Raw genomic sequence first — 18,878 nt, forward strand, 5'->3', positions numbered from 1 at the left:
GCTCAACCGGCGCACCGCTGGCCGGGCAGGGTTCGTGTGTGGCAAAAGGAATATTGTGCACAAGGCGACTCACAAGACAGCTTTTCGCAGCCCCCGTTGCCAGGCGCTGAGTGACTACTGGTGGAACCTGCGTGCGGAGACTCCTGACGGCGTCCCGACCAGGGCAATGATCGATCCCGGGCAGATCAAGCCCCTGTTGCCCTATCTGCTGATCCATGATCTGGCGACACTAGGCAAATCCATTCTGCGTCTGGTCGGTACTGCAATCGCGGAGCGGTTCGGGCTGGATCCTACGGGGCGCGATTACCTGGATTTCGTCAGCCCCGAGCGCAAGGCGGACGCCTACCATCACCTCCATTGCACCGCGAACCATCCCTGCGGCATGCGTGTCATCAACCGGGCGCACTATCTGTCCGGCAAGCGGACAGTGGCTGAAGCCGTGGGCTTTCCGCTGCGCCATCACAACAGCGGGGCCCCCTTGATGCTGTTCCTCGACGATCTGGTCGAGGCGCCGCAATACGACCTGAATCCGCGGGAACGCCCGGTCGAACTGTTCCATGTCCCGGAGCGGGATTATCTGGACGTGGGCTTTGGAGTTCCGAATCCCCGCGAACAGGCCGATGATGCGAACCCGATCACCCGAAACGAGTCCTGATCCATGGAACCAGCCCTGTTGGTTGCGGTTGCCCTGGGCGGCGCGGTTCTTGTCGCCGTCGCAGCCTTCATTGCGATCCGCCGCAGCACCGGCCAGCAGGACCCGGACGCGGCCATCGTTGCCGCGCGGGACCAGGCGGAAGCTGCCTTGCAGCAGGCCCGGTCCGAGAATGCGGAGAAGGACCGGCGCATTGCCACGCTGGAGGCGGACAGCGCCAATGCCGCGAAACGCCTCGCCGAACGGGATGAGATGCTGGAGCGGCTGCGCGCGGACCTACAGCGCGAGACCGCCGCGCTGGGTGACCTGAAGGTCGAGCATGCAAGCCTGAAGCAGGCGCAGGAGAAGGATCAGGCGCGGGCGGAGGAACGCCTGAAGGAACTGACCGACGCGCGCGAGCGGATGACGAAGGAGTTCAGGGAACTGGCCGACACGGTGCTGAAGGGCCATGCCACGACCTTCAAGGAACAGAACCGGGAACAGCTTGACGGGCTGCTGAACCCGCTGCGCCAGAAGATCGTGGAGTTCCAGACCGGCATGACCGATGCCCAGCGGCAGGCGGCGGCAGGGCAGGCGGCCCTGAAACAGCAGATCGAGTCCCTGCAGAAGCACAGCACGCAGATGACCCAGGAGACCCTGAACCTGACCCGCGCGCTGAAGGGCAAGACCCAGACCCAGGGGGCCTGGGGCGAGATGATCCTGGCCACGATCCTGGAGAAGTCGGGCCTGCGGGAGGGGGAGGAGTTCTCCACCCAGCAGAGTGAAACCCTCGACAGCGGAGAGCGGCTGCGTCCCGACGTGGTGGTCAACCTGCCGAACGAGCACAAGATCATCATCGATTCCAAGGTCTCGCTGGTGGCGTTCGAGGCCTATGTCAATGCGGAGACGGAGGCGGAGCAGGCGGCGGCGCTGAAACGCCATGTCGAATCCCTGCGCCAGCATATCCGCGGCCTGTCATCGAAGGACTATTCCCGGATCACCGGGGCGACCACCGACTACGTGATAATGTTCGTGCCCATTGAAGGGGCCTTTGCCGCCGCGCTGCAGGAAAGCCCGGACCTGACCGGATTCGCCATCGGCCTGAACATCACCATGGCGACGCCGACCACGCTGATCACCCTGCTGCGCACCGTCGGCAGCCTGTGGCAGGTGGAGCGCCAGCAGAAGAACGCGGAAGACATCGCCAACCGCGCCGGCCTGCTCTACGACAAGTTCGCGGGCTTCGTTGACGACGTGACCGACATCGGCCGCCACCTGGACCGTGCCGCCAAGTCCCAGCAGGCGGCGGTCAGCAAGCTGGTCGAAGGCAATGGCAACCTGATCACCCAGGCCACCCAGCTCAAGACCCTCGGCGCCAAGGCGAAGAAGGAATTGCCGCAGGCGATGGTGGAGGCGGCGGGCGCGACAGCGATAGAGGGGCCGGACGGGAAAGCGGCCGGGCCAGATGCGACTGGCGATCAGGCGTGACCGTCCCGACGGTGATGAGCGGCATGGTGCTGACCGGCCATGGCGGGCCGGAGCGGCTGGAATGGCGCGATGACCTGCCCGTGCCGGCACCGGGCGAGGGGGAAGTGCTGGTGCAGGTGGGCGCATCCTCCGTCAACAATACCGACATCAACCTGCGCGTTGGCTGGTACTCGAAGAGCGTCCGGGGGGACACGGCGGCGGGCACCGCCGATGGCTTCGGGGCAGACGTGGATGCAGATGGCGGCTGGTCGGGCGAGGCACTGGTCTTTCCGCACATCCAGGGCGCCGACTGCTGCGGGCGGATCGTTGCTGCGGGACCCGGGGTGGACGCGGGACGTATCGGTCAGCGGGTATTGGTGCGGGCGCTGCAGTCACCCCCGTCGCCGGATGCACAGGTGGCGGTCACGACGCTCGGCACGGACTATGACGGAGCCTTCGCGGAATACACCAAGGTCCGCTCAAGTGACGCGATCCTGATCAATTCGCCTCTCTCCGACACCGACCTGGCTTCCTTCCCCTGCGCCTTCTCCACTGCGGAGGGGATGATCCAGCGGGTGAGCCTCGGGGCGGAACGGGTGCTGATCACCGGCGCGTCGGGCGGTGTCGGATCGGCGGCGGTACAGCTCGCCAAACGGCGTGGGGCGCATGTCACGGCGCTGACCAGTGCGGCCAAGGCCGATGACCTGCGGGGGCTGGGGGCCGACGAGACCCTGGACCGGGATGCCGACCTGCCCGAAGGCGCATTCGATGTGGTGATCGACCTGGTCGGCGGTCCACGCTGGCCGGAACTGCTGGAGACCCTGCGCAGCGGCGGGCGGTATGTCACCGCGGGCGCCATCGCCGGACCCATCGTCGAACTGGACCTGCGCACCCTCTACCTGCGCGACCTGACCCTTTTCGGCTGTACCCATCAACCTGACAGTGTCTTCACCGACCTGGTCCGCTACATCGAAGCCGGGGAGGTCAGCCCCCTGGTCGCCGCGACCTATCCCTTGCGCGAACTGCACGCCGCGCAGGAAGCCTTCCTGGGCAAGTCCCACATCGGCAAGATCGCGATCCGGGTCGGCGGCTGATCCTTCCGAACACCAAGAAAAAGGGGCCGGTACCTTGTGGGGTACCGGCCCTAGTTCCCTGTCTTCAGATCCTTTGGGGGATGGTCTGGACGGAGGGATTGGTGTGTTTCTGTGTGTCCTTGTGGTCTGCGATCCCGGTCAGAAAGGCAGGATCACGTCGAGCAGCTGCTGGCCGTAGCGGGGCTGCTGCACGTCGGTGAGCTGGCCGCGGCCGCCGTAGGCGATGCGCGCTTCGGCGATCTGGCTGTGGCTGACCGTGTTGGTGGCGGTGATGTCCTGCGGGCGGACGACGCCGGAGATCAGCAGTTCGCGCACCTCGAAGTTCACCCGGACTTCCTGGCGACCGGCGATGACCAGGTTGCCGTTGGGCAGGCGGTCCACGATCAGGGCCGCGACCTCCAGGTTCACGGTCTCGTCACGGTCGACGGTGCCGGTGCCGGTGTGGTTGCTGGTATTGCCGACGCTGACGAGGCTGGTCGGGTCAACCGCGTCCGGCAGGAAGTTGGCGAAGTTGCTCTGGAAACCGAGCAGCGAGGTGGCATCGGTATCCTCCGAGGCGGCGCGGGCGCGGGAGGTCGAGTTGTTGAGCTGCGCCTGATCGTTGATCTGCACCTGCACCGTCAGGATGTCGCCGATCTGGGAGGCGCGCTGGTCCTTGAAGAAGGCGCGGGCACCGGGACGCCAGAGCGAGTTGGCCTGGCGGATCGTCGGCTCCGGGCGCGGCATCGGCAGGCTGACGGTGCGATAGCTGCTCTCCGACCGCGGGTCCTTGATCTCGGTGAGGTCCGGTGCCTTGCCGATGTTCTCGATGCGGTCGACGGCGGAGCAGGCCGTGAGGGCGGCTGCGGCGGCGAGGATGGCCAGACTGCGGATCAGGGAGCTTCTCATGACATTTTGTCCTTCAGGGAGCGGAGGTTTCCGCGGCAGTTTCTGCCGGGTGGGGAGCTTCAGGTTCGGGTTCAGCGGGTAAGCTGCGACAGGCGGGTGCTGGCCGGGATCACGTTGACCTGGCCCGGGGCGGCCACGCGGGCCTCGATGGTCAGTCGGCTGCGGTCGTTCATGACGCGGATGACGTCGTTGCGGCCGCCATTCTCCATCGCGCGGCCCGATGCGGTCAGCAGCAGCCCGCCATGGCGGTAGACCATGGTGACCGCCGCGCCCTTCGAGACCATCACCGGGGTCTGCAGGTCGGAGACGCGGATCAGGCGGTTGGCGGCGATGTGGCGCTTTGGGCTCATGCCCACCAGTTCGTTGACATTGACCACGGTCTGGCGGCGGACATGGTCCTGGCGCACCCGCTGCCAGCTGATGTCGTCGTGAGAGATCTCGTCGCCCGGACGCACCGGGTGGGTCAGCACCGGCACTTCGGTCATGACCCAGGCGCGGCCATGCAGGCGTTCGCGCTTTGCCAACGGGTCTCCGGCGGGGGAGGAGACAATGGCAGTGAAACGGCCGGTGCGCGGTGCATAGTCCAGGCTGATGACCTCGACGGTCGGCAGCTTGTCGGTGGCGACATGCAGGGTGGACCGGTGTCCGGCCAGCTCGATCTGCAGATCCTCGCCGTTGGTCTGGGTGCTCAGGGCCAGTTCGACCTCGGCCATGATGTCGGCCATCGGCACGATGTGGCTGGCGCGGGTCACGGTGATGCGGTGCATCCCGGCGGGGGGCATCCAGTGCACGCCGCGGCTGGCGGCGATGCGGGCGATTGCGATGGGGTTCAGGGCCAGACGCTCGCCGGGTGCCGGGGCATGGGCAACCACCAGGTCGCCAGCCTGCTCCGCGCCATCCAGCAGATCGGTCAGCGTGATCACCGGGCGGTCGATGATGATGCCCTGCTTCAGGGTCGCCATCATCGGCTCCGCGGCGAGGGCGGCGGTGGACAGCGCCATGCCGGCCACGAAGGCTCCGGCGGCGATCAGTCTTGCAAGCACGCGGTTCATGGCGATCACCTCAGGGTGTTGATTGCGGCCATCATCTCGTCGGATGCGGTGATGACCTTGGAGTTCATTTCATAGGCACGCTGCGCGGTGATCAGATCCGTGATCTCCTGCACCGGGTTCACGTTGGAGGTTTCCAGGAACCCCTGCTGGATCGACCCGAAACCGGCCTGACCGGGAATGCCGGTCGTCGCGGCGCCGGATGCCGGGCTTTCCAGGAACAGGTTGTCACCCACCGCCTCCAGGCCGGCGTCGTTGAAGAAGGTCACCAGTTCGAACTGGCCCAGGTTCTGGAACGCGGTCTGCCCGGCAATCTTTGCCAGCACCTCGCCGTTCGCGTTGATCGACAGGTCCTGTGCGTTGTTCGGCACGGTGATGCCGGGTGCCACCACGAAGCCGTCCTGGGTCACCAGCTGGCCATCGGCGCCGACCGAGAAGTTGCCGGAGCGGGTGTAGGCGTCTTCCCCCGTCGGCAGGGTCACGCGGAAGAAGCCGCGACCGTTGATGGCCAGATCCAGCGGGTTGTCGGTGATGGCGATGTCACCCTGTTCGGTGATGCGATAGACGGAGCCCGCCTTGACGCCGACACCGATCTGCACGCCGGAGGGAACGATGGTCCCGGCGTCGGAGGAGCTGGAGCCGACGCGGCGGACGTTCTGGTACAGCAGATCCTGGAACGCGGCCCGCTGACGCTTGAACCCCGTGGTGTTCATGTTGGCGATGTTGTTCGAGATGACTTCGACATTCAGCTGCTGCGCCAGCATGCCGGTGGAAGCGATGGAAAGACTACGCATGGCTCAATACTCCTCGGGGACTGCTCAGGTGACCTGGCCAAGACGGCCGATGGCGTCCCGCTGAATGTCGTGGTCGGACTTCACCATCTGCTGCATGGCCTCGTAGGCCCGCTGCACGGCGATCATCCGGGTCATTTCGGTGATGGAATTGACGTTGCTGGACTCCAGCATGCCCTGCAGGATCTGCGGGTCCTCGATCTCGAACGGGGCCTGATCGGTCTCGTAGAGGCCGCCTTCGGCCTTCTCTAGGTCCTGCTCGTTGTCGAAGCCGACAAGCTGCAGGCGGAAGGTCTCGCCGTCGGCGGCGGTGATCGTGCCGTCGCGGGCGATATCGACGGCGACGGTCGGGTCGGCGAACTCGATCTCCTTGCCCTCGATGTCCAGCAGGGGGGCGCCGTCCATGGTCACCAGCCGCCCCTGGTCATCCAGGCGCAGGTGACCGTTGCGGGTATATTTCTCGCCGTCCTGGGTCTGCACGACCAGGTATCCCTTGCCGGACACGGCCACATCCAGCGGGTTGGAGGTGGACTGCAGCGGTCCGTCGGACACGTCCATGGCGACGCCGTAATCCTGCACGTAGGAGATGCTGTCGCCTTCCTTGGTGTCCACCAGGAACTCGCGGAACATGACCTGCTCGGCCCGGAAGCCGACGGTGTTCATGTTGGCGATGTTGTTGGCGACGATGTCCATCTGGCGGCTGAGAGCCACCTGACGGGAAAGGCCGACCAGAATTGCGTTTTCGATACCCATGGCGTTTGCCGAAAGCTCCTGAGACGTTGCTGGTCAGGGGCAATGCATCCGGTGTGCCAGAATTAAGTTATTGAAATTGTTGAGTTCCATTATTGGCTCGACTGGAGGGCGGCAAGAAGGGGAGGGTTGGTGGGCAAGTCCTGCCGGTTCGTGATGTGTTAACGGCGATCCCAACACTTTGTTAACCGAGACAGCCTACCTTCACGCCAGTTAACTGAACCCGCGCGAGGTCCGCATCATGGCTGAAGAGATGGAAGAAGCTGCTGTCGCCGAAGGCGCAGAAGGGGCTGCCGACGATCAGCCGAAGAAGCGCAGACTGAGCGGCAAGGTGCTTGTGCTGTTCGTGGCGCTGCCCGTTCTGGTGCTGCTGGGCGGCGGCGGCGCGGCCTTCATGATGCTGGGCGGTGGCTCCAATGGCGAGGCGCAGGCCGCCAGCTCCAGCCATGGTGCCGAGGAAGACGACGGGCATGGCGGCGGTCATGGTAAGGCTGAGGCCGATGACAGCGGTGGCCACGGCGGTGGCGGACACGGCGGCGGCGGGTCGGAAGGCTACGGCAAGGTGACCTACGCCGGCAGTGACCTGATCTTCTATGAGCTGCCCGACATGCTGGTGAACCTGAATACCGACGGGCGCCAGCCGCGCTATCTGAAGATCCGCGTGGCGCTGGAGTTCGGCGACCGCAGCATCGTGCAGCGTATCGAGAAGGTGATGCCGCGCATCGTCGATCATTTCCAGGTCTACCTGCGCGAACTGCGCCGGGAAGACCTGCAGGGCTCCGCCGGGGTCTATCGTCTGAAGGAAGAGCTGATGATCCGCGTCAACCAGTCGGTGCGCCCGGCACGGGTGCGCGACGTCCTGTTCAAGGAAATGCTGATCCAGTGATGGATCGGGGCGCGGAAGTTCGTAACCACAAAATGCAGAAAGCGTTTTTGAATGGCTGAAGAAGACATGGCCGATGCGGTTGAACCCCAGGCAAGTGACAGCGAGTTGATGCTGGGCGATGATCCGGAAAGTTCCTTCGGGGCAAACAACCGGATCCTGAACCAGGACGAGATCGACAGCCTGCTCGGCTTTGATGCCGATGGCGACGATGACGGCGAGAAGTCCGGCATCAAGGCGATCATCAACTCCGCGCTGGTCAACTACGAACGCCTGCCGATGCTGGAGGTCGTGTTCGACAGGCTGGTCCGCATGATGACCACCAGCCTGCGCAACTTCACGTCCGACAATGTCGAGGTGGCGCTGGACAACATCACCTCCGTCAGGTTCGGCGACTATCTGAATTCCATCCCGCTGCCCGCGATCCTGTCGGTGTTTCGCGCGGTTGAATGGGACAACTACGGCCTGATCACCGTCGACTCCTCCCTGATCTACTCCATCGTCGATGTGCTGCTGGGCGGTCGCCGCGGCACTGCCGCCATGCGGATCGAGGGGCGGCCCTATACCACCATCGAACGCAACCTGGTGGAGCGAATGGTGGCGGTGGTGCTGGCTGACATGTCCGCCGCGTTCGAGCCGCTGTCGCCGGTCGCCTTCAACTTCGACCGGGTCGAGACCAACCCCCGTTTCGCCACGATCGCCCGTCCTGCCAATGCGGCCATCGTCATCAAGCTGCGGATCGACATGGAAGACCGTGGCGGGCGGCTGGATGTGCTGCTGCCCTATGCCACGCTGGAGCCCATTCGCGAACTGCTGCTGCAGATGTTCATGGGCGAGAAGTTCGGTCGTGACTCGATCTGGGAGAACCATCTGGCCACCGAACTCTGGAAGACCGATGTCGACCTGGTGGCGGTACTGGATGAGCAGACCCTGCCGCTGTCGAAGGTCATGCGCATGAAGGTGGGCGACACGATGATGCTCAATGCCTCGCCGGACAGCGCGATCCGCCTCAACTGCGGTGGCATTCCGATGGCCGCGGGCAACATGGGCCGTCGGGGACAGAACATCTCGGTGAAGATTGATCGGGCCTACCGCAAACAGGGAGACGGATCATGACCATGGACATGAACCTGCTGCTGGATGTGCTGCTGGTCGTGCTGCTGACCGCCACCGTGATCTATTGCTTCAGGCTGAACCGCCGTATTGGCCAGTTGCGCAACGCGCAGGGCGACATGGCTGCCCTGGTGCAGTCCTTCGACCAGTCGACCGAGCGCGCGCGGTCCAGCATCGATGAACTGAAGAATACTGCCGGTGCCGTGGGCCTGGAACTGGAAGCCAGGGTGGCCAAGGCACGCGACATGCTGGACGAACTGCAGCTTGTGACCACGTCGGGCGAACGTGTGGCCGACCGGATCGAAAAGGGCGTGGACAGCCGCAAGAGTTCCGCGACCGCTGCACCGGTGCGTCCTGCGGAAGTATCCGCCGCCGCTGCGCCGGCCCGCGCCGAGCGCGATGGCCGTGGCGATGCGGAATCGAAACTCCTCAAGGCACTGAGACAGGTTAGGTAATCCCATGCGACTTCCCGGCGTTCGAATTCTGCCTGTCACCCTGGTTGCAGCCACTCTGGTGCTCGGCCTTAAGGTCACCTATCTGGTGGACAGCGAGGGCGTGGTGTCGCCCGTGATCGGACTGCCGCAGGCTGTCGCCGCCGATGATCCCGCCCCGGAGATGGAAACCAGGCTGGCGGCGGCAACGACCGGTGACGAGGTGGCGGGTGAAGAGTCCGAGAAGGCTTCGCCGTACCCGCCGGACAGCCTGGCCAATCGTGACCCCTCCACCTTCTCCCCCGCCGAGATTGCCTTGCTGGAGAATCTCGCGCGTCGGCGTGACGAGATCGAGCAACGGGCGCGCGGCCTGGATGTGCGCGAGAACCTGCTGGAGGCGACCGAGCAGCGGATCGACGAGAAGATCGAGACCCTGCAGGCGCTGGAGACCCGGATAGAGACATTTGTCGAGCGCCATGACGCCGCCGAGACGGAGCAGATGCGCAGGCTGGTGAAGGTCTACGAAAGCATGAAGCCGAAGGATGCCGCCCGCATCTTCGAGGAGATCGACATGGAAGTGCTGCTGGAGGTCGCGGGCGGCATGAAGGAAAACAAGATCGCCGCGATCATGGCCAACATGACCCCGCGCCGGGCGCAGGAACTGACGATCGAACTCGCGGACCGGAAGGCCATCGAGAGCGTGATCAAGCAGAACTGAACGCGCTTCACCGCTTCTTAACCATGACCGCCGATGATGTGGCTCTACCCTTTTCTGGAAGGCCGGGCATAGCCATGGTGCGCGCGAGCGACAGCAGGACACGACAGAACGCGGAAGCCCCGGACGATGATCCGGAAGTGCCCGAGCCAGTGCCGCAATGGGTGCCGGACCCGCAAGTGGGTATCGTCTCCATCACGGACCCGGTGGAACGGCGCGTGATGGGCAACAACATCCTCTTCCTGTCGCTCTACCTGATCCTGTTCGCCTTCTTCATCGTCCTGAACGCCAGGGCCGAGATCTCGACCGCCAGGACGGAGGCGGTGCTGGCCGGTCTCGGCCTGCCCGTTCAGCCACGCCCGGCTGTGGTTCAGCGACCGATGGTGCTGGTCGCGGACGAGCTGGAGCAACGCCTGAGCGATGTGTTCCCGCGGGAGCTGGCGCCCGACCTGAGCATTGTCGCCGCCTCCGATGGCGGCCTGGTGGTCAGCCTGCCGCTGCGCCGCGTCTTCCAGGATGACACTGCAGTGCTCCGTACCCAGCGTCTGTCCGTGATGCGACGCATGGCGGAGGTGCTGGCCGGTTTCGGGCGGACAGACGGTCTCTCGCTCACCCTGGTGGTTCCCCCCGGGGAATCGTCCGATCTCGCGATCCGCCGGGCTGCGGCCCTGGGCCGTGATCTGGTTCGCGCGGGGGTCGACGCCTCTGCGTTTGCCATTCGGATCGAGGATCAGGGTGCCGCAGCCGATCTGAGACTTGTGCTGACCCGGAACGGGGAGGGGGCCACATGAGCCGATCTTCCTGGCTGATCGCCTTCGCGGACCTGGCCGCGGTCCTGACCGGTTTCTTCGTGCTGATGCTGTCCATGTCCGAATTCGACACGCCGCGCGTGGAGGACCTGCTGGACGATCTCAGCAAGGCAAGGGGGGCATGGAGCCTGGTTCAGGCGGAACCGCCGGTGCCCGCCACCGGTGTGCTGCGGGACCTTCAGGACCTGCCGGACAATGTCCATTATCTCGCAACGGTCATCCGGGCGGAGGCCCAGGCGGGCAACTGGCCCCTGAATGTCCGTTCCAACGATCAGGGCGTGCTGCTGCGTCCGACGGTGACCGATGAACAGGCCGCGGACTTCCTGCCGATGCTGGGCGACTATCTTGCCGGCTCCGGACTGGATGTTTCCGTCAGGGCGATGTTCCCGGCCGAGGCCGAAGCCCGCGCCTCGGGTTTCGGGGTCTATGACGTCGGACTGGCCCGTGCGCAGGCGGCTGCCCGTGCATTGGGGGCCGGACCGGACGGGGCCGTTCCGATCGAGACCCGCATCGATGCCGGGCTGGATACCTTCCGACTTGAGATTGCGGTGCGACAGCCGCAGGAGCCGAAGACATGACCAACAGAGTGCTGCGTTTCCTTCCGTTCGTGATCATGATCGGGCTGACCGCGCTGGCAGGTCTGGCCCAGGCCGCAGACAATGTGCGCGTCCGTTTCGGTGATCATCCGGGTTTCAGCCGTGTGGTGTTCGACTGGCCCGAGGCCGCGGCCTACGAGATCTCGGCCAGCGGGGATGCCATCGATGTCACATTTGCCCGCGCGGCGGACTTCGACCTCTCCGCCTTCCGCACCATTGGTGCCCGGGCCATCCGCTCGGTCGCGGCGCTGGACGATGGTCGCACGGTGCGGCTGGTCCTGAAGGGCGGCAGCCTCGGCAAGCACTTCAAGGCAGGCGGCAAGGTGGTGCTCGATGTTTCCGAGAAGGCGGGGGGCGCCACTGTGGCAGACAAGGCCACGCCGAAGCGCCCGACCGCCAGACCCCAGCCCACCACGGCACCGGCACCGGCCAGGACCAGAACAGAGTCGGCAGCGGCACCGAAGGTCAGCCCGCGACCGACGTTCCGTGAACCGGTCGCTGCGCCGGAGGCCGTCGCTGTCGATCCCGATGCCGTGCAGGTGAACTATGACCTGCGTCCCGGACGCACGATCCTGCGTTTCCAGTGGCCGGAGCGGGTGGCCGCCGTGGCGGTGCATCGCGGCGAGCATGTCTGGCTGGCATTCGACAAGGACAGGAAGATCGAGCCTGGCCCGCAGGGTGCCGTTGCCCAGGGGCCGGTCGAGCGTGTGGTGACGGAACCGTCTGCCAGCGGATCAGTGGTTCGCATCGACGTTGCCGCAGGGGCGGCGCTGTCGGTCACCGTCGATGGCAACGACTGGGTCGTGGACATTGGTGGTGGCCGGGGCCGCGCGGAGACGGCGATCCGCCTGGAGGCACAGGCCGACGCGCCCTCCGGACCGCGCATCTTTGCGCCCATTGCCGATGCGGGAACGCCGATCCTGATCGATGACCCGATCGTTGGCGACAGGCTGGCCCTGGTCCCGGTGCTGGAGGCTGGTCTGGGTGTCCATCCGGCGAGACGTTACGTCCTGTTCGACCTGCCACCAACCCAGCAGGGCATCGCGATCCGGTTCCATGCCGAGGCCCTGAACATTGATACCACCGAGCGTGGACTCTCGATCGGTGGCCGCGAGACCCTGTTTCTCGCCGAGGAGAGCGAGAAGGTGGCGCGATCCGCGGCCGGGCAGCCCCCGGGCATCACGGGCGAGAAGGGCAACACGGGCCCGAAGAGTGTCTTCGATCTGACGGCCTGGCAGGGCGACTACGACATCGACGAGAAGCGCCAGGAACTGATGTACCGGATCGCGGTCGCAACTCCGGCGGCACGGAACGGGGAGCGGCTGGCTCTGGCCCGTTTCCTTGTCGGACACCGTCTGGCACAGGAAGCGCTGGGCGTGATGGACCGGATCGAGGATGAGGACAAGTACGCCGACACGGACCCTTCCTATCGTGCCCTGCGCGGTGTAGCCCGGCTGTTTGCCGGCAAGTACGGCGAAGCTGCAGGTGACCTGCGCCATCCGAAATTGCAGAATGCGCAGGACGTTGCCCTGTTTCGTGGCCTTCTGGCCGCCAAGCGGCGCGAGTTCTCGGAAGCGCGGCGGGAATTCCGGGGCGGCATGCCGGTCATGTCCAAGATGCCGGAGGAGATGCAGCCGGAACTGCGCCTCGCCTTCGCCGAGACCGCGCTCGCCCTGAACGACCCGAAACTCGCCGGGGAACAGGTCTCCGCGCTGCTGCTCCATTCCGGCACGGAGTCGCGACGGGAGGAGGCAAAACTACTCGCTGCCCGCATTCACGCGATGACCGGTGACATGGAAGATGCCGGTGCGCTCTATACCGAACTGGCCCAGAGCCCCTACCGACCGGTTCGCGCGCGGGCCATCTATGCCGAGACCAATCTGCTGCTGGACGAAGAACGCATCGACATGGCGGAGGCGATCGACCGGCTGGAACGCCTGCGGTTCTCCTGGCGCGGTGACGTGTTCGAGTTCGAGCTGATGCAGCGGCTGGCGGACCTGTATGTGCAGGACGGGCAGTTCCGCAAGGGCCTGATGGCCATGCGCCAGACGGTCGAACAGTTTCCGGACATGCCTGAAGCGCAGGCCCTGGCCGGTGAGATGAAGGAAGTCTTCGCCGGACTGTTCGAGCGCGGGGAGGGGGCGGAAATGTCCCCTGTCACCGCCATGGCGCTCTACTACGAATTCCGCGAGCTGACGCCGGATGGCGAACGCGGTGACCGGATGATCCGCCGACTGGCGGACCGGCTGGCCGCCGTGGAGCTGCTGGGCGAGGCGTCGAAACTGCTGGAACATCAGATCATGCACCGTCTGGGCGGGGACGAGAAGGCTCGGGTCGGGACCCGGCTTGCCGTGCTGAACCTGCTCGACGGGCGCCCCAAGGACGCGATCGAGGCGCTGCGGACCACGCGGAACCTGTCGATAAGCGAGAGCATGCGGCGCGAACGCCTGCTGCTGGAAGCCCGGGCGCTTACCGAGATAGGGAACTATGACAGGGCCCTCGTCCTGCTGGCCGGCCTGTCGGGCGATGACGTCGACAATGTCCGCACCGAGATCCTCTGGCGGGGCCGCAAGTGGGCGCGTGCCGCCGTTTCCCTGGCGCCCAAGCTTGCGTCGCTCAGGGAGGGGGATCAGCCGCTCGACAAGGACTCCCGACGGGACATCCTGCGCTTTGCCATCGCCAGTTCCCTGGCGGGGGACCGTACCGCGCTGGCCGAGTTGCGCCGGTCGTTCGGAGAACGGATGCAGGGACAGCCGGAATGGCCGTCGTTCCAGGTGGTCACTGCCGAAGACCGTCGTGACAGCGCCGAGTTTCGCAATCTGGCCGCCGAGATTGCCCAGGTCGACCAGTTCGAGGCTTTCATGACCTCATATCGAGACAGATTGCGCGACAGGCCGCTCAGCGCCATCAACTGATCCGCAGCCGGTCTTTCGGCCAGGTGTCCGGCTTTCGGCCCGTTCAACCTGCGAACTGTCCGGAATCGGGACGGCTCAGTGCGCCCTGTCACACTGTCTTGCCGCTTTTTGCCGGTGTTTCAGCCCGTTTTGCCGAGTCTGGCATAACGGTTGCTTAATACTTCGCAAAGGCATCGGATCAGGCACGGTATCTGGTGTGGCGGCGTTCCCGCGTAGCTACATGTTGTGTGAGATTGGTAACGAGCTGCAAATTGCAAACTTCTCGGTAACGTAGTCTTGCGCTCAGATATCAGAATGATCCGGTAAGGTTCTGAAGGAATTGTGAATTCAGGTCTATGATCGTAGTTTGTGATTCGTTTTCAGGCCGGACTCGTGGAACCGAGACGGACAGGCAATATGGCAAGCGTGAGTTTTCTGCAGCAGGCACAGCACATGGATGATTCCTCGGAACTGCCGCCCTTCATGGCGCAGTCGCAGGGCGATCAGTCGCTGATCAGCTTTCGCCATGTGTTTGGTGTGGTCTGGCGGCGGAAGCTGATCATCCTCGCCATCGTGCTGTTCGTGACGGCCCTCGCATATTACTGGGTCAAGACCCGCACCCCGCTGTATGTCGCCACCGCCGAGGTCGAGATCGGCATCCAGGACCAGCGCGTCGTCAACATTCAGGACGTTTTGCAGCAGGGGCAGCAGGACTTCTATTTCAACGAGACCCAGGCGGCGATCATCTCCTCCACCTTCGCGGCGGAGGAAGTCGCCAAGCGCATGGGGCTGTTCGAGGATCCCTCGGCGCTCTGGTGGGGTGACCAGGACAAGGCTTCCCTGTTCGACGGCGTCAAGGCTGCCGTGAAGAGTGTTCTGCCCGACCCGGTGGTCGAAGGCGTGCGCGGTGCGCTGAACACCCTGCGCGGCGGTTCTCAGGAGAGCCCGCAACTCTCGGTTCTGGAGAGCATGACGCCGGAGGAGCGCGCGACGTTCGAGAAGCAGGCGGTGCTGAAGGGTCTGCTCGGCAACCTGGGCGTTGATCCGTCGGAGCGCGCACGCACCATCTCCATCAGTTTCGTGTCCGACAAGCCGGGATTTGCCCGCGAGATCGCCAATGCCTTCGCGCAGGTCTATGTCGACTCGACCCGGACCGAGAAGAGCGAAGCGACGTCGAATGCATCCAGTTTTCTCGGCAATGAGGCCGAGCGCCTGAAGGCGGACTATCTGGACTCCGAACAGGCACTGGAGAAGTTCCGCCGCGACCATGGCGTTGTCGATTATCGCAATCAGACCACGCTGTTGCAGGAACAGCTCGCGGAACTGAACCGCCAGCGTGTCGGTGCACGGGAACTTCAGGCCGAGGCGGAAGCACGTGTTGCCCAGGTCAAGCGGCTGCTGAACGAAGGTTCCGACGGCATCGAAAGCGTGACCGCAGTGCTGGACTCGACCCTGATCGTTCGTCTGCGGGAGCAGGAGGCGGAGGTGCTGCGCGAGATCGCGGAACTGCGCACCCAGCTTCGTGACCAGCATCCCCGGCTGCAGCTCAAGCGCGCCGAACTGGCTGACCTGCAGGTCGCCATCCGCTCCGAGATCACCAAGATCGTCATCGCTCTGGACAACAAGCTGGAGCTTTCGCGGGTGAAGGTGGAGAACCTGAACACGGAGATCGAGGCGCTGGCCTTCCAGGTCGCCGAACAGACGGACTCCGAAGTGACCCTGCGGTCGCTGGAATCGGAGCGCAATGCAGCCAAGCAGCTCTATGACACCATCCTCAGCCGCTTCAAGGAAGTCGACCTGCAGGAGCGCAGCCCCCAGCAGGCGAGTGCCCGCGTGATCAACAGCGCCGGCACCCCGCTGGAGCCGAGCTTCCCGCGCCGCAACCTGACGATCGCCGCCGCTCTGGTCGGATCGGCCATCCTGGGTGTGCTGGTGGTCTTCCTGATCGAATACATGGATACCGGCTTCCGCTCCCTGCAGCAGTTGCAGCAGCTCGCCTATGTCCCGGCCCTGGGTCTGGTGCCGCGCCTGTCGATGCTCGACAGCCGCCGCTCGACGCCGGAGGATTTCGTGATCGACGAGCCGAATTCGCTCTATTCGGAAGCGATACGAACGATCCGAACGTCGCTGATGCTGTCCAGCATCGACCAGCGTCCGCGCTCCGTCATGTTCACCTCTTCCGTACCGGCGGAGGGCAAGACCGCCACCGCGGTGTCCGTTGCCCGGGCGTCGGCGAAGGCGGGGCAGCGCACCATCCTGATCGACTGCGACCTGCGCAAGCCGTCAGTGAATGAGTCGCTTGGTGTGCCGAACGGCAAGGGTGTGGCCGAGATCCTGACCGGCGCGGCGGAGATCGACGACGCGGTCGAGATCGATCTGAAATCTGGCCTGCACTACATCACCGCCGGTGCCAAGGTTCCGAACCCGCCGGACGCCCTCGGTTCCAATGCCATGCGTCAGCTGATCGAGGAACTGAGCCGTCGCTATGACCTGGTCATCCTCGATACTCCTCCGGTGCTGCCGGTCTCCGACGCTCTTGTCCTGCTCCGTCATGTCGACAAGTCGGTCTTCCTCGTCCGCTGGGGCTCGACCCGGCGGGAGGCCGTGCTGGCCGGTATTCGTCAGGTGCAGGAAGCCAATGGCGATCTCGCCGGCGTTGCCATGACGCGGGTCGATATTCGCCGCCATCAGAAGTACAACTACAGTGACTCCTATTATTACTACCGGGGTTACGGAAAGTACTATGGCACGTAAGCGCCGCAGGCGCTCAGGCGGCATACCCTTTGGAGCTTCCACCGGCGGCCTGCTGATTGCGGCGGCCGGTGTGCTGCTTGTGGTGATGAGCGGCCCGCGTCTGATCGGTGCCGTGAACGCCACAGCTGGTGAACCCGCCATCGAGAAGCTGAGACGCGGGGAGAAGATCGGCGAGCCAGCCATCGAGCGTGCACGCAAGGCCTTCGCGACCGCGGCCAGATCCATCCCGCGCGACTATCGGGCGTATCGCGATCTGGCGTTGATCGAGATGGTTGCCGCGCGCATGCTGCCTGTCGGTTCCGATGAATGGATGGATGCGGTCAACCGGGCCATTGGCGCCGGGCGCATGTCGCTCGGCAACAATCCGGCCCAGCCTTACGTCTGGCTGCGTCTGGCGCAGTCGGAACTGATGCAGGATGGTGTCGGTGCACGCTCGGCCTTCGCCTTCGCCATGTCACTGGAGACGGGCCCGCAGGTAATCGGCCTGATGAAGCCCAGGGTCATCCTGGGACTCATCCTGTGGCCCGTACTCGATGAAAGGCAGCAGGACCGGGTCCTCGCCCAGATCAGGGGGCTTGCCCGCTACAATCCCCGCATCCTGGCAGAGACCGTGCTGCACCGTGCGGCCCTGCCGTTGGTCCAGCAGGCGCTGGCCGACGACCCGGAACTGATGCGTGCCTTCCTTGATGTCTACCTGCAGCGCCGCACGCCGGGTTACCGGCCCCCGCTGTAAGCGCGCCCCGTTCCTATCCCCGTCCGACGAAGGGCATGTTGGTGGCCATGACGGTCATGAACAGCACGTTCGCATCCAGTGGCAGGTTGGCCATGTGCAGCACTGCGTCCGCGACGTGCTGCACGTCCATCACCGGTTCCGGCGCCATGGAGCCGTCCGCCTGCGGGACGCCCAGCGGCATGCGGGCGGTCATCGGGGTTTCGGCATTGCCGATGTCGATCTGGCTGCAGGCGATGCCATAGGCCCGGCCATCCAGCGATGTGGATTTCGTCAGGCCCGTCATCGCGTGCTTGGTCGAGGTATAGGGGGCCGAGAACGGACGCGGCGTATGGGCGGAGATGGAGCCATTGTTGATGATGCGCCCGCCCTGCGGTGACTGCGCCTTCATCATCCGGAAGGCCTGCTGGGTGCAGTAGAACGCGCCCGAGAGGTTGGCATTGACCACCGCCTGCCAGCTCTCCACCGGAATATCCTCCAGCGGCATCGGCGGTGTGCCGGACCCGGCATTGTTGAACAGCACATCCAGCCGCCCGAAGCGCGCGCTGGTGCTGTCGAAGAGGGCCTTCACCGCTTCAGGGTCGCCGACATCGCACTGCACTGTCAGAACATCATCGGCGGCGGCCTTCGACAGCTCCGCCGTCTCCTGCAGTGCCTCGGCCCGGCGACCGGCCAGTGCGACCCTGTATCCGGCACCCAGCAGGGTCAGGGCAACTGCCCGCCCGACCCCGGAACCCGCGCCCGTGATGATTGCAACCCTGTCTGTCATGTCATCCCCCCAGGAAGTCTTTCTGCCGTTAGTTCATCTGTCCTGAAACAGGTGAGCGAATGCCGCCATCACCTGCTGATAGCTCTCGCGCTTGAACGGGATCACCAGATCGGCCAGATCGGCGAAGGATGCCCAGCGCCAGGCATCGAATTCCGGATGTTCCGTCGCGATATCGATCTCGCTGTCATCACCGTTGAACCGCAGCAGGAACCATTTCTGCGTCTGGCCGCGATACCGGCCCTTCCAGACCTTCCCGACCAGATCATCGGGCAGGTCGTAGTTGATCCAGCCTTCGCTGACCGCGAGGATCTCGGCGTTGTCGGTGCCGATCTCTTCCTTCATCTCCCGGAAGACCGCCGTCTCCGGATCTTCACCGGCATCGATGCCGCCCTGCGGCATCTGCCAGGCCTCGACCTGCTGGTCGATGCGGCGGGCGACGAACACCTGATTGTCGGCGTTCACCAGCATGATGCCGACACACGGGCGATAGGGCAGATCGGACTTGTTCATGCTG

The 18,878-nt window shown here is 64.8% G+C and carries 18 protein-coding genes; 12 read left to right on the plus strand and 6 right to left on the minus strand.

Annotated features, from left to right (window positions below; genetic code table 11):
- Positions 1–55: 55 nt before the first annotated feature.
- Genes QGV54_RS03415 through QGV54_RS03425 form a run of 3 tightly spaced genes read left to right on the plus strand, consistent with a single transcriptional unit; the run spans position 56 to position 3,192 of the window.
- Positions 56–655: a PAS domain-containing protein gene (locus QGV54_RS03415; protein ID WP_281018261.1), complete on the plus strand. Its 600-nt coding sequence runs from the start codon at positions 56–58 to the stop codon at positions 653–655.
- Positions 656–658: 3 nt separating this feature from the next.
- Positions 659–2,119 carry a DNA recombination protein RmuC gene (gene rmuC / locus QGV54_RS03420; RefSeq protein ID WP_281018260.1) on the plus strand — a complete coding sequence of 487 codons (1,461 nt, stop codon included), beginning with the start codon at positions 659–661 and terminating at the stop codon, positions 2,117–2,119.
- The gene (locus QGV54_RS03425) at positions 2,116–3,192 is read left to right on the plus strand and encodes an alcohol dehydrogenase family protein (protein ID WP_281018259.1); all 1,077 of its coding nucleotides are present in this window, start codon (positions 2,116–2,118) and stop codon (positions 3,190–3,192) included. Before rmuC ends, QGV54_RS03425 begins: the two co-directional genes overlap by 4 nt.
- 138 nt (positions 3,193–3,330) lie before the next feature.
- On the opposite strand, the gene flgH is transcribed toward QGV54_RS03425, so the two are convergent.
- From flgH to flgF, 4 genes are all read right to left on the minus strand, one after another.
- A complete protein-coding gene (gene flgH, locus QGV54_RS03430; protein WP_281018258.1) occupies positions 3,331–4,080 on the minus strand; it encodes a flagellar basal body L-ring protein FlgH in 750 nt (249 codons plus the stop codon).
- Positions 4,081–4,151: 71 nt separating this feature from the next.
- A complete protein-coding gene (flgA, locus tag QGV54_RS03435; protein WP_281020061.1) occupies positions 4,152–5,132 on the minus strand; it encodes a flagellar basal body P-ring formation chaperone FlgA in 981 nt (326 codons plus the stop codon).
- Between the two features lie 5 nt (positions 5,133–5,137).
- On the minus strand, positions 5,138–5,923 hold the full coding sequence (flgG, locus tag QGV54_RS03440) for a flagellar basal-body rod protein FlgG (RefSeq protein ID WP_281018256.1): 786 nt from the start codon (positions 5,921–5,923) through the stop codon (positions 5,138–5,140).
- A gap of 24 nt (positions 5,924–5,947) precedes the next feature.
- Positions 5,948–6,673: a flagellar basal-body rod protein FlgF gene (flgF, locus tag QGV54_RS03445; RefSeq protein WP_281018255.1), complete on the minus strand. Its 726-nt coding sequence runs from the start codon at positions 6,671–6,673 to the stop codon at positions 5,948–5,950.
- A 238-nt stretch (positions 6,674–6,911) separates the two neighbouring features.
- Between flgF and QGV54_RS03450 the strand changes: the two genes are divergently transcribed.
- The 9 genes from QGV54_RS03450 to QGV54_RS03490 all read left to right on the plus strand — a co-directional run bounded on the left by QGV54_RS03450 (position 6,912) and on the right by QGV54_RS03490 (position 17,598).
- Complete coding sequence (locus QGV54_RS03450) at positions 6,912–7,556, plus strand: flagellar basal body-associated FliL family protein (RefSeq protein ID WP_281020062.1); 645 nt, start codon at positions 6,912–6,914, stop codon at positions 7,554–7,556.
- Positions 7,557–7,664: 108 nt separating this feature from the next.
- A complete protein-coding gene (fliM, locus tag QGV54_RS03455; protein ID WP_348637654.1) occupies positions 7,665–8,669 on the plus strand; it encodes a flagellar motor switch protein FliM in 1,005 nt (334 codons plus the stop codon).
- A complete protein-coding gene (locus tag QGV54_RS03460; protein ID WP_281018252.1) occupies positions 8,666–9,121 on the plus strand; it encodes a DUF6468 domain-containing protein in 456 nt (151 codons plus the stop codon). The genes fliM and QGV54_RS03460 overlap by 4 nt, the downstream gene beginning before the upstream one ends.
- Positions 9,122–9,125: 4 nt before the next feature.
- On the plus strand, positions 9,126–9,815 hold the full coding sequence (locus QGV54_RS03465) for a hypothetical protein (protein WP_281018251.1): 690 nt from the start codon (positions 9,126–9,128) through the stop codon (positions 9,813–9,815).
- 74 nt (positions 9,816–9,889) lie between these two features.
- Positions 9,890–10,603 carry a hypothetical protein gene (locus QGV54_RS03470; RefSeq protein ID WP_281018250.1) on the plus strand — a complete coding sequence of 238 codons (714 nt, stop codon included), beginning with the start codon at positions 9,890–9,892 and terminating at the stop codon, positions 10,601–10,603.
- Positions 10,600–11,199 carry a flagellar motor protein MotB gene (locus tag QGV54_RS03475; protein WP_281018249.1) on the plus strand — a complete coding sequence of 200 codons (600 nt, stop codon included), beginning with the start codon at positions 10,600–10,602 and terminating at the stop codon, positions 11,197–11,199. The genes QGV54_RS03470 and QGV54_RS03475 overlap by 4 nt, the downstream gene beginning before the upstream one ends.
- Positions 11,196–14,132 carry a hypothetical protein gene (locus QGV54_RS03480; protein ID WP_281018248.1) on the plus strand — a complete coding sequence of 979 codons (2,937 nt, stop codon included), beginning with the start codon at positions 11,196–11,198 and terminating at the stop codon, positions 14,130–14,132. Before QGV54_RS03475 ends, QGV54_RS03480 begins: the two co-directional genes overlap by 4 nt.
- A 432-nt stretch (positions 14,133–14,564) precedes the next feature.
- Positions 14,565–16,865 (plus strand): polysaccharide biosynthesis tyrosine autokinase, encoded by a 2,301-nt coding sequence (locus tag QGV54_RS03485; RefSeq protein ID WP_281018247.1) that lies wholly within the window; start codon positions 14,565–14,567, stop codon positions 16,863–16,865.
- Positions 16,855–17,598, plus strand: coding sequence for a hypothetical protein (locus tag QGV54_RS03490; RefSeq protein WP_281018246.1), 744 nt, complete (start codon positions 16,855–16,857; stop codon positions 17,596–17,598). Before QGV54_RS03485 ends, QGV54_RS03490 begins: the two co-directional genes overlap by 11 nt.
- Before the next feature lie 13 nt (positions 17,599–17,611).
- Here QGV54_RS03490 and QGV54_RS03495 read toward each other — a convergent pair whose 3' ends face one another.
- Both QGV54_RS03495 and QGV54_RS03500 read right to left on the minus strand, forming a co-directional pair.
- Entirely contained in the window at positions 17,612–18,364 is a 753-nt protein-coding gene (locus tag QGV54_RS03495) for an SDR family oxidoreductase (protein ID WP_281018245.1), read from the minus strand.
- Between the two features lie 33 nt (positions 18,365–18,397).
- Positions 18,398–18,874: an RNA pyrophosphohydrolase gene (locus QGV54_RS03500; RefSeq protein WP_281018244.1), complete on the minus strand. Its 477-nt coding sequence runs from the start codon at positions 18,872–18,874 to the stop codon at positions 18,398–18,400.
- Positions 18,875–18,878 lie beyond the last annotated feature (4 nt).

The organism is Minwuia sp. IMCC3060 (assembly GCF_029909435.1).
In the GTDB taxonomy this organism is placed as follows: Bacteria; Pseudomonadota; Alphaproteobacteria; order Minwuiales; family Minwuiaceae; genus Minwuia.